General features: G+C 60.6%; 14 protein-coding genes and 1 pseudogene. 4 read left to right on the top strand and 11 right to left on the bottom strand.

The features are described from left to right. Positions 1 to 31 precede the first annotated feature (31 nt). The 4 genes from ACP7CJ_RS23785 to ACP7CJ_RS23770 all read left to right on the top strand — a co-directional run bounded on the left by ACP7CJ_RS23785 (position 32) and on the right by ACP7CJ_RS23770 (position 2,262). Positions 32 to 490 carry an anti-sigma factor domain-containing protein gene (locus tag ACP7CJ_RS23785; protein ID WP_426102274.1) on the top strand — a complete coding sequence of 153 codons (459 nt, stop codon included), beginning with the start codon at positions 32 to 34 and terminating at the stop codon, positions 488 to 490. A gap of 408 nt (positions 491 to 898) precedes the next feature. Then, on the top strand, positions 899 to 1,159 hold the full coding sequence (locus ACP7CJ_RS23780; protein WP_247404332.1) for a hypothetical protein: 261 nt from the start codon (positions 899 to 901) through the stop codon (positions 1,157 to 1,159). A gap of 137 nt (positions 1,160 to 1,296) precedes the next feature. After that, entirely contained in the window at positions 1,297 to 1,659 is a 363-nt protein-coding gene (locus tag ACP7CJ_RS23775) for a hypothetical protein (protein WP_426102272.1), read from the top strand. A gap of 186 nt (positions 1,660 to 1,845) precedes the next feature. After that, positions 1,846 to 2,262, top strand: a complete 417-nt coding sequence (locus ACP7CJ_RS23770; RefSeq protein WP_426102270.1) for a hypothetical protein — start codon at positions 1,846 to 1,848, stop codon at positions 2,260 to 2,262. 46 nt (positions 2,263 to 2,308) lie between these two features. Here the strand turns inward: ACP7CJ_RS23770 and fdhA are convergent, their stop codons facing one another. The 11 genes and pseudogenes from fdhA to ACP7CJ_RS23715 form a co-directional block, all read right to left on the bottom strand. After that, positions 2,309 to 3,508: a formaldehyde dehydrogenase, glutathione-independent gene (gene fdhA / locus ACP7CJ_RS23765; RefSeq protein WP_048722231.1), complete on the bottom strand. Its 1,200-nt coding sequence runs from the start codon at positions 3,506 to 3,508 to the stop codon at positions 2,309 to 2,311. 185 nt (positions 3,509 to 3,693) lie between these two features. Continuing rightward, a complete protein-coding gene (gene purU / locus ACP7CJ_RS23760) occupies positions 3,694 to 4,551 on the bottom strand; it encodes a formyltetrahydrofolate deformylase (protein WP_247407268.1) in 858 nt (285 codons plus the stop codon). 10 nt (positions 4,552 to 4,561) lie between these two features. Beyond that, positions 4,562 to 5,194: a sarcosine oxidase subunit gamma gene (locus tag ACP7CJ_RS23755; RefSeq protein WP_426102268.1), complete on the bottom strand. Its 633-nt coding sequence runs from the start codon at positions 5,192 to 5,194 to the stop codon at positions 4,562 to 4,564. A 122-nt stretch (positions 5,195 to 5,316) separates the two neighbouring features. Continuing rightward, a complete protein-coding gene (locus tag ACP7CJ_RS23750; RefSeq protein WP_426102266.1) occupies positions 5,317 to 8,334 on the bottom strand; it encodes a sarcosine oxidase subunit alpha in 3,018 nt (1,005 codons plus the stop codon). Further along, entirely contained in the window at positions 8,331 to 8,633 is a 303-nt protein-coding gene (locus tag ACP7CJ_RS23745) for a sarcosine oxidase subunit delta (protein WP_276195207.1), read from the bottom strand. The genes ACP7CJ_RS23750 and ACP7CJ_RS23745 overlap by 4 nt, the downstream gene beginning before the upstream one ends. Before the next feature lie 15 nt (positions 8,634 to 8,648). Then, complete coding sequence (locus tag ACP7CJ_RS23740) at positions 8,649 to 9,899, bottom strand: sarcosine oxidase subunit beta (protein WP_003176546.1); 1,251 nt, start codon at positions 9,897 to 9,899, stop codon at positions 8,649 to 8,651. 22 nt (positions 9,900 to 9,921) lie between these two features. After that, entirely contained in the window at positions 9,922 to 11,175 is a 1,254-nt protein-coding gene (locus tag ACP7CJ_RS23735; protein WP_247403722.1) for a serine hydroxymethyltransferase, read from the bottom strand. A 413-nt stretch (positions 11,176 to 11,588) separates the two neighbouring features. Beyond that, positions 11,589 to 11,744, bottom strand: a pseudogene (locus tag ACP7CJ_RS23730) (bacteriophage T4 gp5 trimerisation domain-containing protein); the annotation flags it as partial. A 57-nt stretch (positions 11,745 to 11,801) separates the two neighbouring features. After that, complete coding sequence (locus ACP7CJ_RS23725; protein ID WP_426102264.1) at positions 11,802 to 11,993, bottom strand: hypothetical protein; 192 nt, start codon at positions 11,991 to 11,993, stop codon at positions 11,802 to 11,804. A 56-nt stretch (positions 11,994 to 12,049) separates the two neighbouring features. Continuing rightward, a complete protein-coding gene (locus ACP7CJ_RS23720) occupies positions 12,050 to 12,244 on the bottom strand; it encodes a hypothetical protein (protein ID WP_426102262.1) in 195 nt (64 codons plus the stop codon). Positions 12,245 to 12,266: 22 nt separating this feature from the next. Then, positions 12,267 to 16,145 (bottom strand): RHS repeat-associated core domain-containing protein (locus tag ACP7CJ_RS23715; protein ID WP_426102260.1); only part of this gene is annotated, 3,879 nt, incomplete at its 5' end.

Genomic DNA, 16,145 nt, shown 5'->3' with positions numbered 1-16,145 from the left:
ACTGACTACAAAATTTGTCAGGAAGCGACTTATGACTGCGATCCACCCCCAAGTGATTGATCACAAGCCTTCATTCTGGAGCCGCCCGCGCCTGTTCATCGGCGCCTGCGCGGTAGTGGCTGCCGGCATCGGCGCCGCGCTCTACACCCAGGACACCGTCAAATCCTCCGCCACGCTGGTGACCACCACCCAGCAGCCGGCGGCGCAGATCATGGCCCACAAGGACTACCTGGAAGTGCAGCCGATCGCCTCGACGGCGCCCGCTCCTGATCAAAGCCTGGAACTGTGGGCGATTCCCGAAGACGGCGCACCGGTGTCCCTCGGCCTGTTGCCCGAAGATGGCAAAGGCATCATCGGCTTGAACCCACGCCAGCAGGAGTCCATCAGCAAACCGGTGGACTTGATGGTGAGTTCGGAAACCAAGGGTGGGTCGGTGAGCAAGCAACCGACCGGGCCGACGGTGTATCAAGGCGCGCTGGCGACTCGCTAAGCCACAGGCACCACAAAACCCTGTGGGAGTGGGCTTGCCCGCGATAGCGGAGTTTCAGTCAATGTTGCAGGGACTGTCACACCGCTATCGCGGGCAAGCCCACTCCCACATTTGATCGTCGGCGCCCAGGCGACTTGCTCCCGGCGAAGGATGGCGCTTATAGTTCGGCGGTCGTCCACATGGCGACACGGGTTTGGCGACTCGATGGATATAAAGCATGCAAAAGCACCTGCTCCTTTGTAGGTTTTTTTGCACGCGCAAAGCTGCTCTATGGCGGCTGTACGCGGGAGACCTACGGGTCTGCCGGCTTTGCTTTATTCCCCGGTTCGCCAACCTGCGTATAGCTGCCACCCATTCGTTTGGCGACGTGTGAGTAGCAGCCTCACTCTCTGGAATAAAGGTTAAAACATGAACCGATACATGCCGCTCACCGGCCACGACAGCACCACCCCTTCCCTGCTCATCGACACCCAAGTCCCCCTCGACGTCCTCCACGACGCCGCCGTCTACCGCATCCGCGCAGTGACCCAAGTCATGGAAAACCTGGCGTTTCGCGAAGGCCTGCAAACCGACACGATCGTCCTCCAGGACTTCGCCCTGCTTTGTGCCATTCCGTTGCGCGATGGGTGTGATTTGCTCGACGTGATCAGCCGGCGCTTGCAGGCTTAAACACCAGAGGCAAAAGGGGCGACGCCCTGTCGCCCTTTCTCCTGCCTAGGGTAAGCAACTCTACGAAACCTGAACATCGTGACAGCTCGCTCAAAACAGCCTCTCACAGGCTCACCCAGACAGGAGCTGTAACGATCATGATCGGATTGATACCCAACCTTTTCTCAGGCTTCAACCTATTCAGCGCACAGCAAAAACACACACCCGCCGATATAGACCAGTGCCCCGCCCCCAGCAACATCCAATCCAAAGCCTACACAGACCCCGCCCTGCCCCCACCGTATGGCGAAGGCTATCAATACACCGCCAATGCCAATGGCAAAACGTGGTCGGGGCAAACGGCAGGGACCAACGATGACTATCTGGACTCAGAATATGCACTAAAGGCAGAAGCCATCAACGAACGGGACGACAAGGTTCATTGTGATTACGGTGCAAAGCGCTTGATAAAAAACGGCGAGGGGGTCGACCCCTACCTGCGCCTCACAACGCTCAAATGACTAACGTATTGTCAGCGTCCGCCTGGAGTTATTTAGCCCATGCCTGAAACGCCAACAACAGATACAACCAAACAAAAAGAAATATCCCCCATGCAAAAAAGCCATAGCCAACTGTCAACTCTCACAGTATCAACAGCCAACCCGTCTATCTAGAATTGAGTTCCCAAATCAATCCGGGACATTGAGATGAACTCTAAACTTACGTTGGGAATGTTGGCCATCATGGCTTTTACTGGGAGCGCTTATGCTGCGGATATCAGTATCTGCCCAAAAGTCGAGGACATAACGGCAGTTCCTTTCAAAGACACTGACCCCGTCGTCGCGACTGAGAAAGTCAAAGACGCCGTAAGAGGAGAATTTGCCAATGCATTTAAATACAAAGCCTCCTCTGGCGGAAAACAATGGACAGGTGAAGTACACGGTTCCAACGACACTTACCTTGAAGACAAGTACGAACTAAAAGCAGAGACTGCTCAGGAGGCTAACGGAAAACTATTCTGCAACTACGGCGGAAAAATAATTGAAGTACCGTGGACAAATGAGAAGGGCGAGCCAGAAACTATAAAATCGACCGCTAACCTTAGACTCTCGACCCCACTCTAATTGATAAGGGCGCCCGTCGGGGCGCCCTTATTTTTTGCTCTGGCATTTACGCCGCGCTGAACAACTTATGCGGATCAATCACAAACTTCTTCGGCACACCCGCATCAAACTCGCCATACCCACGCGGCGCGTCATCCAGGCTGATCACCTCAACCCCCACGATGTCGGCAATGTGAATACGGTCCCACATGATCGCCTGCATCAGTTGGCGGTTGTACTTCATCACCGGCGTCTGCCCGGTGTGGAAGCTGTGAGATTTTGCCCAGCCCAAACCAAAGCGGATGCTCAGGCTGCCCATTTTCGCAGCGGCGTCGACGGCGCCTGGGTCTTCGGTGACGTACAGCCCGGGGATGCCGATCTTGCCCGCCACGCGCACCACGCCCATCAGTGAGTTGAGCACGGTGGCCGGGGCCTCCGCCTTGGCGCCGTCATGCCCGTGGCCGCGTGCTTCGAAGCCCACGCAGTCGACGGCGCAGTCCACTTCCGGCTCACCGAGCAGGGCGGCGATTTGTTCGTGCAGCGGGGTGTCGGTGGACAGGTCGACCACTTCAAACCCTTGCGCCTTGGCGTGGGCCAGGCGGATGGAATTGACGTCGCCGATGATCACCACCGCCGCGCCCAACAGGCGCGCGGAGGCGGCAGCGGCCAGGCCGACCGGGCCGGCACCGGCGATGTACACGGTGCTGCCTGGGCCAACGCCGGCAGTGACGGCGCCGTGGTAGCCGGTGGGCAGGATGTCGGAGAGGCAGGTCAGGTCGCGGATTTTCTCCATGGCCTTGTCGCGGTCCGGCAGTTTCAACAGGTTGAAGTCGGCGTAGGGCACCAGCACGTATTCGGCCTGGCCGCCGGTCCAGTCGCCCATGTCGACATAGCCGTAAGCGCCACCGGCACGGGCCGGGTTGACGGTGAGGCACACGCCGGTGTGTTGCTCTTTGCAGGAGCGGCAGCGGCCGCAGGCGACGTTGAAGGGCACGGACACCAGATCGCCGATTTTCAGGTTCTCGACGTCGCTGCCCTTCTCGATCACTTCACCGGTGATCTCGTGACCGAGCACCAGGCCGGTCTGGGCGGTGGTGCGGCCGCGCACCATGTGTTGATCGGAGCCGCAGATGTTGGTGGAGACCACGCGCAGGATGACGCCGTGTTCAATCTTCCTGCCACGCGGGTCCTGCATTTTGGGATAGTCGATTTTCTGTACTTCGACCTTGCCGTTGCCGAGATACACGACACCACGATTACCAGACATGCTTTCACCTCGCTGTTGTTTTTATGGAAGCGCGTTGCCCGTGGGTGGGCAGCGCGTTGAGTGCTCGGGTACAGATGCTGTTTTTGCGTTGTTAGTAATGGCCCTATCGGGAGCAAGCCCCCTCCCACAGTTGAATGTGTTCACAAATCAAAATGTGGGAGGGGGCTTGCTCCCGATGGCGTCAGTCAGAGCACCACCGTTCGATTGGCATTCAAAAACACCCGCCGCTCAATGTGATACCCCACCGCCCTGGCCAGGGTCAGCCCTTCAATATCGCGCCCCTTGGCAATCAAGTCCTCGGGATAGTGACTGTGATCCACCACTTCCACGCCCTGGGCGATGATCGGGCCTTCATCCAGGTCGTTGTTGATGTAATGCGCCGTCGCGCCGACCAGCTTCACGCCCTTGTTGTACGCCTGGTGATACGGCTTGGCACCCTTGAACCCCGGCAACAATGAGTGGTGGATATTGATCGCCTTGCCATCGAGCTTGCGGCACAGCTCCGGCGACAGCACTTGCATGTAGCGCGCAAGAATCACCAGTTCGGCGCCGGTCTGTTCAATCACTTGCCACACCTGACGCTCCTGGGACGGTTTGTCGTGGGGGTCGAGGGCGAAGTGGTGGTAGGGGATCTGGTGCCAGTCGGCCAACGGTTTCAGATCGGCGTGGTTGGACACCACCGCGACCACGTCCATCGACAGTTGGCCGATACGCTGGCGATACAGCAAGTCGTTCAGGCAGTGATCAGCCTTCGACACCATGATCACCACTTTGGGCCGGTAGTTCGGCGCCGTCAGCTCGAAGATCATCCCAAACGCTTGCCCGCGCGCGGCCAGGCCGTCGCGGAACGCTTGTTCATCGAAACCGTCCGGCTGGCGAAACTCCACGCGGATAAAAAAGCGCGCTGACAACCGGTCATCGAACGAGTGGTGCTCAGTGACGTAGCACCCCTGCTCGAACAGGTAGCGGGTGACCGCGTCCACCGTGCCGAGCACGCTGGGGCAGTCGGCGGTCAAAATCCATGTATCGGGTGCGCGGCTCATGGGTCACTCCTCAGGCTTGAACGCTCAGGCCGAATTCGGCCGAGGCATCCTGCAACCACAACCACCAGTAATCCGAGAAGCTGCGACGAATCACCAGCTCCCAGGTGTCTTCAGCGGTATGGCGGATCACCAATTGCGACTTGGCGAACACCGTGCCCACCGCCTTGCCCACCGGGAAGTTGTCGGGGTGTACGTCATAACTGGTGGACTTCATCAGCACGTCGCGCACGTTCGGGCCGCGCAGTTCGAGGATCTGCTGACCGCCGCTGACGTTGACGATCTGGATGTGCAGATCGCCCAGGGCGGCGCGCAGGTTTTGTTCGGCGGCGAATTCTTCACCGCTCGGCACCACCAGCAACCACTCATCCGGGCCGAGCCATTGCAGGCTGGTGTCGCCCTTGACGATCACGCTCAGGGCGCCGGGCAGTTCGATGCCCAGGGCTTTGTGGACGCCGGCCGCAAACGCAGCATCGTGACCATCACCGCGAAGGGTCAGGTGGCCGAGGAGTTTCTTTTCACGCACGGTCACGCCGGCATTTTTGCGGCCCTTGCCGATCAGGCTGGCGAGGTCGGCATGGTGCAGCGACGACTCGGCCTTGGCGCCGGTGGTGGGGCGTTGTGGGTAAACGTTGGCTGCTGTCATAAAGCACCTGTTTGAATTCTGTGGTGACTGTTCTGGCCTCATCGGGGGCAAGCCCCCTCCCACAGGGGAATGCATTTCAAAATGTGGGAGGGGCTTGCCCCCGATGCAGGCGACTCGGTCCGTCAGATGTTCTGGCGTTCGCCTTTCGGATCGAAGAACACCGAAGACACAATCTCCGCCTCGATCACGCTGCCATCGGCCTGGGGCGAAAACACCCGCTCGCCGATGCGCTTCAAGCCGCCCTTGACCACCGCCATCGCAAACGAATAACCCAGGGAGTTATGCGCATAGCTGGAAGTGACGTGGCCGACCATCTTCATCGGGATCGTCTGCTTGGCGTCGAACACCAGTTGCGCGCCTTCTGGTAGCCACACCGTCGGATCGATCGGCTTCAAGCCCACCAGTTGCTTACGCTCTTCGCGCACGCAGTCTTCACGGTTCATGCCGCGCCAGCCGATCCACGAGAACGGTTTGGTGCGGCCGACGCACCAGCCCATGTTCAAGTCGTCCGGGGTCATCGAGCCATCGGTATCCTGGCCGACGATGATGAAGCCCTTCTCGGCCCGCAATACGTGCATGGTCTCGGTGCCATACGGGGTCAGGTTGTACTTTTTGCCGGCCTCAACGATTTGTTCGAGCACGCCCATGGCGTAGTCGGCCTGCACGTTGACTTCATACGACAGCTCGCCGGTAAACGAGATGCGGAACACCCGCGCCGGCACACCGCCGACCAGGCCTTCTTTCCAGGTCATGAACGGGAAGCCGTCCTTGTCCAGGTCGATGTCGGTGACTTCGGCCAGCAGCTTGCGGCTGTTGGGGCCGGACAGGGTCATGGTCGCCCAGTGGTCGGTGACCGAGGTGAAGTAGACCTTGAGGTCTGGCCATTCGGTCTGTTGGTAGATTTCCAGCCACTGCAGCACACGGGCGGCGCCGCCGGTGGTGGTGGTCATCAGGAAGTGGTTGTCGGCCAGGCACGCGGTCACGCCGTCGTCGAAGACCATGCCGTCTTCCTTGCACATCAGGCCGTAGCGCGCCTTGCCCACGTCGAGCTTGGTCCAGGCGTTGCTGTAGATGCGGTTGAGGAACTCGCGGGCATCCGGGCCTTGAATGTCGATCTTGCCGAGGGTCGACGCATCCAGCAGGCCGACGCTGTCGCGCACCGCCAGGCATTCGCGTTTGACCGCCGCGTGCAGGTCTTCACCATTGCGCGGGAAGTACCACGGGCGTTTCCACTGACCGACGTCTTCAAACTCGGCGCCGTTCTTCACATGCCAGGCGTGCAGCGCGGTGTAGCGAACGGGCTCGAAGATATGCCCACAGTGCCGGCCCGCGACCGCGCCGAAGGTCACCGGCGTGTAGTTGGGGCGGAACATGGTGGTGCCCATCTGCGGGATGGTCACGTTCAGCGAGCGCGCGGCAATGGCTAGGCCGTTGACGTTACCCAGCTTGCCCTGGTCGGTGCCGAAGCCCAGCGCGGTGTAGCGTTTGACGTGCTCCACCGACTCGAAACCTTCGCGGGTGGCGAGCTCGATGGCCGCGGCGGTGACGTCGTTCTGCAGGTCGACAAATTGCTTGGGCGCCCGTGCGGTGGCTTTTTCGTGAGGCACCTGGAACAGCGCCAGGGTCGGTTCTTCCAGGCGGTTCAAGGCTTTTGGCAGCGTGCCTTGCACCGGCGCGAAACCGGCTTCGCTGGCGGCGCGCACGCCGCCTTCAAAACCATCCGCCAGGGAATCGCCAAGGCCGTAGACGCCGTTGATACCGCCGACGCACACGCGCTTTTGCGGTGCTTCACCCGGTACAAAACCGAGGATGTCTTCGCGCCAGGTCGGCTTGCCGCCCAAGTGCGACGCCAGGTGGACCACCGGGCTGTAGCCGCCGGAGCTGGCGACCAGATCGCAGTCCAACCACTCGCCGGGGCTGGTGACGGTATGCGCTTTGACATCGATGGCGGCAACGCGGGCGCCGGTCACGTGTTTGCTGCCACGGGCTTCGATCACGGCGCTGCCGGTGAGGATACGAATGCCTTTGGCGCGGGCTTCTTCCACCAGCGCGCCGCGTGGGTTGTGACGGGCATCGGCCACGGCCACCACCTTCAGGCCGGCCTCTAACCAGTCCAGCGCGACGCGGTAGGCGTGGTCGTTGTTGGTCGACAGCAGCAGCTTTTGACCCGGTGCCACGCCGTAACGGCGCACGTAAGTCGAGACCGCACCGGCGAGCATATTGCCCGGCACGTCGTTGTTGCCGTACACCAGCGGACGCTCGCACGCACCGGTCGCCAGCACCACGCGCTTGGCACGCACGCGGTGGATACGCTGGCGCACCTGGCCGATCGGGGCGCGGTCGCCGAGGTGATCGGTGAGGCGCTCGTGAATGGTCAGGAAGTTATGGTCGTGGTAGCCGTTGACCGTGGCGCGGGGCAGCAGCACCACGTCCGGCAGGGCTTTGAGTTCGGCAATCACGCTGGCAACCCATTGATCCGCAGGCTTGCCGTCGAGGCTTTCGCGGGAATCGAGCAACGAGCCACCGAACTCTTCCTGTTCATCGGCGATGATCACGCGGGCACCGCTGCGCGCGGCGGCCAATGCGGCAGCCAGGCCAGCCGGGCCTGCGCCCACCACCAGCACGTCGCAGTGACGGTTGAAGTTGTCGTAGGTGTCCGGGTCGTTTTCGGTCGGCGAGCGGCCCAGGCCAGCGGCCTTGCGGATGTACTTCTCGTAAGTCATCCAGAACGACTGCGGGTACATGAAGGTTTTGTAGTAGAAACCCGGCGGCATCAGCTTGCCGCCGACTTTGCCGAGAATGCCCATCACGTCGTTGTTCACGCTCGGCCAGCCGTTGGTGCTGGTGGCGACCAACCCCTGGTACAACGCTTGTTGCGTGGCGCGCACGTTGGGAATCTGGGTGGCTTCGGTGGCGCCGATCTGCAGCACCGCGTTCGGCTCTTCGGCACCGGCGGCAAAGATGCCGCGGGGGCGCGAGTACTTGAAGCTGCGGCCGATGATGTCGACACCGTTGGCCAGCAGCGCGGCGGCCAGGGTGTCGCCTTCGAAGCCTTTGTAGCTCTGGCCGTTGAAGCTGAAGGTCAGGACTTTGTTACGGTCGATCCGACCACCGTTGGACAGGCGATTGATCTGGCTCATACCTTCGCTCCAGCAGCCTTGGCGGTGAATTGCGGCGTGGTGCCGATCTTGTAGGTTTCAAGAATTTCGTAAGTCACGGTGTCGCGGGTCGCGTTGAAGTACTGACGGCAACCGGCGGCGTGAATCCACAGCTCGTGGTGCAGGCCACGGGGGTTGTCGCGAAAGAACATGTAGTCGCCCCACTCTTCATCGGTGCAGGCGTTCGGGTCCAGCGGGCGCGGGATGTGCGCTTGGCCGGACGCATGAAATTCCTCTTCGGAGCGCAGTTCGCCACAGTGAGGACAGAAGATATGCAACATAGGAAATTTCTCCTGTTAGTGGGCGACGGCCGCGGCGCCGTGTTCGTCGATCAACGCACCGTTGTGGAACCGGTCGATGGAGAAAGGTGCGGCCAACGGGTGCATTTCACCCTTGGCCAGGCTCGCGGCAAATACGTTGCCTGAACCCGGAGTGGCCTTGAAGCCACCGGTGCCCCAACCGCAGTTGAAGAACATGTTCGGCACTGGGGTCTTGGAGATGATAGGGCAGGCGTCCGGCGTGGTGTCGACGATGCCGCCCCACTGGCGGTTCATGCGCACGCGCGACAACACCGGGAACATCTCGACGATGGCCTGGATGGTGTGTTCGATCACCGGGTACGAGCCGCGCTGGCCGTAGCCGTTGTAGCCGTCAATACCGGCGCCGATCACCAGGTCGCCCTTGTCGGACTGGCTGATGTAGCCGTGTACAGCGTTGGACATGATCACGCTGTCGATAATTGGCTTGATCGGCTCCGACACCAGCGCTTGCAGCGGGTGGGATTCGATCGGCAGGCGGAAACCGGCGAGCGAGGCCATGTGCCCGGAGTTACCGGCCGTGACCACGCCGACGCGCTTGGCGCCGATAAAGCCCTTGTTGGTTTCCACGCCGATGCACACGCCGTTTTCCTTACGGAAGCCGATCACTTCGGTTTGCTGGATCAAATCCACCCCGAGTGCGTCGGCGGCGCGGGCAAAGCCCCAGGCCACGGCGTCGTGACGGGCTACGCCGCCGCGCCGTTGCACGGTGGCGCCGAGCACCGGGTAGCGGGTGTTCTTCGAGCAATCGAGGTACGGAATTTCGTCTGCCACTTGTTGCGCGTTGAGCAACTCGCCGTCCACGCCGTTGAGGCGGTTGGCGCTGACGCGACGCTCGGAATCGCGGATGTCCTGCAGGGTGTGGCACAGGTTGTAGACGCCGCGCTGGGAGAACATCACGTTGTAGTTCAGGTCCTGGGACAGGCCTTCCCACAGTTTCATCGCGTGTTCGTACAGGTGCGCCGACTCGTCCCACAGGTAGTTGGAACGCACGATGGTGGTGTTGCGTGCGGTGTTACCGCCGCCTAACCAGCCTTTCTCGACCACGGCCACGTTGGTGATGCCGTGCTCCTTGGCCAGGTAGTAGGCGGTCGCCAGACCATGCCCGCCACCGCCGACGATGACCACGTCGTAGACCTTTTTAGGGGTCGGCGTGCGCCACATCTTCTGCCAGTTTTCGTGGTGGCTGAGTGAGTGCTTGAAGAGGCCGAAGCCCGAGTAGCGTTGCATAGTCATTACTCCAAAACCGCGCTCAGCGATAAACCGGGAAATCAGCGCACAGGGCAGACACGTGCTTGGCCACGTCGGCCTCGACATCGGCGTCGCCGAGGTTGTCGAGGATGTCGCAGATCCAGCCAGCCAGTTCGATGCACTGCGGCACTTTGAAACCGCGCGTGGTCACCGCCGGGGTGCCGATGCGCAGGCCCGAGGTCACGAACGGCGACTGCGGGTCATTCGGCACGGCGTTCTTGTTGACGGTGATGTGGGCGCGACCGAGGGCGGCGTCCGCCTCTTTACCGGTGAGGCCCTGGCGAATCAGGCTGACCAGGAACAGGTGGTTATCGGTGCCGCCCGACACTACATCGTAGCCGCGTTTGATAAACACGCTGGCCATGGCCTGGGCGTTGTCGATCACGTGTTGCTGGTAGACCTTGAAGCCCGGCTCCTGGGCTTCCTTGAAGCACACCGCCTTGCCGGCGATGACGTGCATCAGCGGGCCGCCCTGGGCGCCGGGGAATACGGCGGCGTTGAGTTTCTTTTCAATCGTCTCGTTGGCACGCGCCAGAATCAGGCCGCCACGCGGACCGCGCAGGGTCTTGTGGGTGGTGGTGGTGACCACGTCGGCGTAGGGCAGCGGGTTCGGGTACAAACCGGCAGCCACCAGGCCGGCGACGTGGGCCATGTCGACGAACAGCAGCGCACCGACCTTGTCGGCGATCTGACGAAAGCGTGGGAAATCCAGGGTTTTTGAGTAGGCGGAGAAACCGGCCACCACCATCTTCGGCTGGTGCTCCACGGCCAGGCGCTCGACTTCGTCGTAGTCGATCAGGCCGGTGTCGGTGTTGATGCCGTATTGCACCGCGTTGTACAGCTTGCCCGAGGACGACACTTTAGCGCCGTGGGTCAGGTGACCGCCGTGGGCCAGGCTCATGCCGAGGATGGTGTCACCGGCGTTCAACAGCGCCAGGTACACCGCGCTGTTGGCGGAGGAGCCGGAGTGCGGTTGCACGTTGGCGTAATCGGCGCCGAACAACTGCTTGGCGCGTTCGATGGCCAGGGCTTCGACCTTGTCCACGTGCTCGCAGCCACCGTAGTAGCGCTTGCCCGGGTAGCCTTCGGCGTATTTGTTGGTCAGGCCGCTGCCCTGGGCTTGCATCACGCGTTTGCTGGTGTAGTTCTCCGACGCGATCAGCTCGATATGATCTTCCTGCCGCTGCTCCTCGGCATTCATGGCCGCGAGCAGTGCGTCGTCATATCCCTGGATCTGGTCTTGTTTGCTGAACATCGCGTCTCTCCCAGCCTTTCGTATTGTTAAGGCCCATGCAGAGCCCTTTGATGCGATGGTAGGGCTGGCGCCGATAGGTCAAATGCCTACGGACGCCACGCAAAGGTGCGTTTACGACATGGCGACAACAACGCCGAACAAATGTGGAAGGGGCGGTGCGACGGTTCGACTTGCCCCCGATAGCGGTGGATCAGCTTGCACATGCCGTGGCAGACACACCGCTATCTAACCCCTTGGTCCATCGGGCTCGTGCGCTCTTTACCTCCGATGTTGATGTTCAACTAGCCCCAGGTATTCACTTGAGCGCTCCCCTCAGAGTAGGCATTGATCTACACTCCCGTCAGGTTGATCTGCCCGCTGGCATTAAGCTCCAGCACGCTCCTGCCGCACACCAGTCGCAGGTGTTCACCCACCTCGTCATGCCTAATATGCTTGTTCCGGTCATGCCCGACGGAGTGGCTCTCATCCACCTCAACCACGATGCCCTGATTCCTCTCGGTATGGATATACACCTGTTCCAACCCCTTCTTGTCCTCCATGCGGATTTCATTGAAGTTGGCCGGCGTGCCAGTTGTGCATAGGGAGTTATTAAACAAGTTCATTTAATTCCCTTTCCAAAACTGAACTTATGAAATTTCCGTTACCGTTTCACCCTCAAATGTTTGCACAGCTATTCGATAGATTACTGTCCAGCCACTCTCTTTCGATTTTTCGACGATGTGTTTTGAGCCAAACACATAGACGGTATCGCCCAATGACATTTTTTCTCCTAAGTGCAGCGCCGAAGGTGATATTAAAAATTGATGTAGAAAGGTCATGGGGCGCCCCTGGTGATACAACCAGGCGGGCTCTCCTACCCATACGGGTTTTTCTTTCAAACAAAGAAACTCACTTTTAAGGCGCTCAGACAGCCATTTTTTTTATTTTTTGGAGCGCCTTGCTCTACATAATCGTCATACAACGATCGAGCAAATTCCTCTGCGCCATCGGCTTCCATGGAAGCGGATTGCTTTTGTGCGACCCCCATTGCAGCGCCCCAAAAAACGTGAAAATCCGTCAACTCATTCATGTTCTCTCCTATAAGTTCCGTATCACCATTGCCCGGTTGTTTTTACAACTCTCACCACATCCCAACCAGTATGGCGATACTTGTCCATCGACTCATGCCCCCAAGGTGGGGTTTTGGTCAAATTCCAATCCTCATGAGCGACCTTCGAGCCGGAGCGCTGAGGAATGTATTGATGGTTCAGCTCCATCGATATATCTATCTCCCTCTTCGTGCCGACACGCTTGAGTCTTCGATTCCTCGCGCTGTCACGGTAACGGATCTCCACTTTCATCCTGGGCGCTTTTCCTTCCGACATCCGCGCCAGATTCTTAGCAGAGTACTTACCCTTAGGAGCTGTACGTGCCCCTTCTTTCCAGTGGTCTTTCCTAGCAGTACTCCAGCACTTCCATCCCCAAGGATCAGCCCAGCCAACTGGGTTCGATGCAAATTGGTATAGGCTCAGACCGCCCGCCAGACCAATCGGATCCGGCGTCGTAAACCGCCCCATATCCGGATCGTAAAATCGAAACGTGTTGTAGTGCAGCCCGATTTCCCGATCCAGATACTGCCCCTGAAACCGCAGGTTCTGCTCTTCAATGTAGTAAGGCTCACTCACCTCCTCCAGCGTATTGCCCCATACCCGATAAGTCGCGCGCCAGACGTTGTGCCCGTCGGTTTCGGTCAACTGCTCCGGCAACCCATTCAAGTCGTTGTGGTAATAGCGCACGCTCTGGTGTTCGCCCACGCCATCAACCCGGGCCAGCGGCGTATAGCCATCGTCCTCATAGAGATACAGGCTGGTTTGACTATGCCGATGCTCCTGCAGCAGGCGCAGGCCATCCCAGGTGAAGCGGGTTTCTCCCAGCGCATAACCCCGGCTGTCGTGTTCGGTTTTGGCGATGCGTCGGCCAAGTGGGTCGTAGGTCATGTTCACGACCGTTTCTCGCTCGCCTTTTTGGCTGCGCACTTGGATCAAGCGGTGTTCGGCGTCGTAGGTAAAGTGCTGCAAACCCCGTGCGGCGCTGCGTTTTTCGATCAGCCGGCCGAAGCCGTCGTAGCGGTAACGTTTGTCCTGATAGGTCAGCAATCGGTTATGGCGCACCAAGCCGCCTGAGGTTTGCGGGCCGTCGAGCAGGTTGGCGGCGGCGTCGTAGGCGAAGGTTTCGCGCTGGCCTTGTACGTTGTCCTGGGTCGCGATGATGCGGCCGGTGGCGTCGTAGTGCAGCAGTTGGCGGTGTTGCGCGGTGGGTTGCTGGTCGAGTTTGCCGGTCAGGTTGTCGGCGGGGTCGTACTCGAAGTGCTTTTGCGCGGCCGCCGGCATCAACGAGGGCTGGCTGGCGTGGCGGCGCTGGCGTGCGCGCAGGCGACCGCTGCGGTCGTATTCGCTGCGGGTGCTGAGTTGGCCTTGGGTGCGCAGCACTTCGCGGTGTAGACGGTCGCGTTCAAAGTCGCTGATGACGTGGCCGTCGAGGTTGAGCTGGTGCAGGTGGCCGCTGCCGTAGTACAGGCGATTGAGCCAGCGGCCGTCGGGCAGTTGCGTTTGGATCAGGTTGCCGAGTTCGTCGTAGTGATGGTTCAGATTGCCCGCTGAACTCTGTTCGGCAAGCAACTGGCCAAAGGCGTCGTAAGCGAAACCAAGAGCCTGGGTATTGCCCTGCAAGTCGGTGAAGGTGACGGCGGTTAGCTGGTCCACCGCATCGTAGCTGTAGTCGGTGCGGCCATCGTCGGTGGTCTTGGCAATCAACCGGCCAACCGCATCGCGCTCCAGCCGATGCACGATGGGGGCGGGAGGTGTCTCGGGAATCAGGGCCAGGCCGTTTCCGTAAGGTGCCGCGAAGGCGGTCACCATCGTGATGTTATCCAGCCGGTCGTAGTCGTAGCGCTTGGCGCTGCCGTCAAGATCTTGTTGCTCGGTCAACCGATCCCCGGCATCCCAGGCAAACCGATAACGTTCGCCGTTCTCGTTGGTCAGCGCTTGCAGTCGCCCATAGCTGTCATACCTGAATTGCACCTGTCGTCCATGGGCGTCGGTGCGCTGGCGTACCTGGCCGCGACGGTTGTGCTGGTAGAGCGTGGTGTGGCCGGCGGGGTCGGTGTAACCCACCAACTGACCGCTGGCATCACGCTGATACTGCTCGGTGCGCCCGTCCGGCAGTTGGCTGCTGAGCAAGCGCCCTTGAGCGTTGTAGCTGAATTGAGTGCGTTCGCCGAGGGCGTCGGTGATGACCTGCAAATAGCCGCGCTCGTCGTAGCGAAAGCGCGTGGGGTGGCCTGAGCAATCGACATGCTCGGACAATTGCCCGAATGGGTTCCAGCGCAGCTTTTTATTTTTGCCGGTGGCGTCGATGATTTCCACCACCTGGCCAAACGCGTCATAGCGGTAGCGCGTTGTCTGACCAAGTGGATCGATTTCGCTGACGCAGTTGCCGCGCGGGTCGTACCGGTATTGCCAGGCCTGTCCGGCGGCATCGGTTTCCACCAACGGCAGCGACCAATGCTGCAGCCACAAGGTGGATTCGATCGGCCCCAACGGATCTTGCGTCTCGCACAGGTTGCCGGACTCGTCGTAACCGAACCTCCACTGACCGCCCTGAGGATCGGTGGCACCGAGCAACTGGCGCTCGTCATTCCATTCGAATTGCCAGGTTTGGCCGAGGTTGTCGGTGTATTCGGTGATCTGGTACTGGGCATTCCACCGACGGGTGCTGACCCGTTGCAAGCCATCGGTAATCCGCGTGATCCCAGCGTGTAGGTCATAGTCGAACTGGTAGTCGTCGCCCTCATCGGTCCAGTGTCGGATCACGCGCCATTCGGCGTCGTCCACACAGGCCCACTGGTAATAGCAGCGCTGCCCGGTAGGCCGTTGGTGCTCGACCATGTGCCGGCCGCTGTCGTAGGCAAAGCGGCGCTGTAGATGCCCGGAAGTATCGCGAACTTCGGCCAGGTCGCCATGAGCGTCATAGGCATAGCTGACTAGGGTTTCGCGGCTGTGGTCGGCGAACAGCCGTTCAATCTGCTCGACCCGCCCGAGTTTTTGCTGGCTGTAGCCCAGCTCGATTCGCACATCATTGAAGGAATCGCGTAACCGGCTCAAGCGACCTTGGGCGTCATAGTCGAGGAGGATGCGGTTGTCGTTGCGGTCCCCTAACTGGCTCAGGCGCAGGTGCGACGGGTTGCCGGGCGTTGGTTCGAACAGCCGATAGAGCCCGTCGACGCTTTCAATCAGCAACTGCCCGTCGGCATGGCGCCGCACGCTCAGGCCTTCGCCCGCGCTGAACACCGCGCCGCCCAAGGGGATCACGCCCATGTCGATCTGCCGGGCCTGCTCGTCGGTGTAGACCAGGCGCTCGCCGCCCTCGGGAAGCCCACCCGTCTCGACGAAGACTTCGTAGATCACACTCCAACCGGCGCCGAACAGGCCATCGCGGCGTTCATCCCGACTGCTGTAGTAACGCTGCCACTCGATCGGCAACAGGCCCGGCAGGGCGAAGTCCACGTCGTCTTCACCGTCGAGAACTTTCGCGCCCGTGGCGCTGTGTACCGGGTTGGGCGAACCTGCGGCCGCAGCGGTCAACGCATTGCTCACCTGGCCGCTGCCCCACGACACCAGCCCGCCCACGGCCATGCACGGCAACTTGCTGAAGAATTTCGCGCCACCGCCGCGCAACGTCAGCAGCGCCGTCACCGCCAGCCCGACACCGGGCGTCTTGCCGCTGCGAATCTCGCGAACCACCACGGGCGCTCCGCCGATGATCACATTCGGCGAAATCTGTACCGTCCCAACCTTGGCCTCGCAGGTGCTCCGATCCCCACTGCGCACGGCGGGCTGGCCGTTGATAAATACGCGACTGGAACCCTCGGCCATGTATTGCTCTGGCATCGGCGGGTGTTTATGGCAGTCGACTTTATCGCCAGGACAAGG

The organism is Pseudomonas sp. PSPC3-2, assembly GCF_049897085.1.
Classification (GTDB): Bacteria; Pseudomonadota; Gammaproteobacteria; order Pseudomonadales; family Pseudomonadaceae; genus Aquipseudomonas; species Aquipseudomonas paraveronii.
This window is presented reverse-complemented; position numbering and strand designations above follow the sequence as displayed.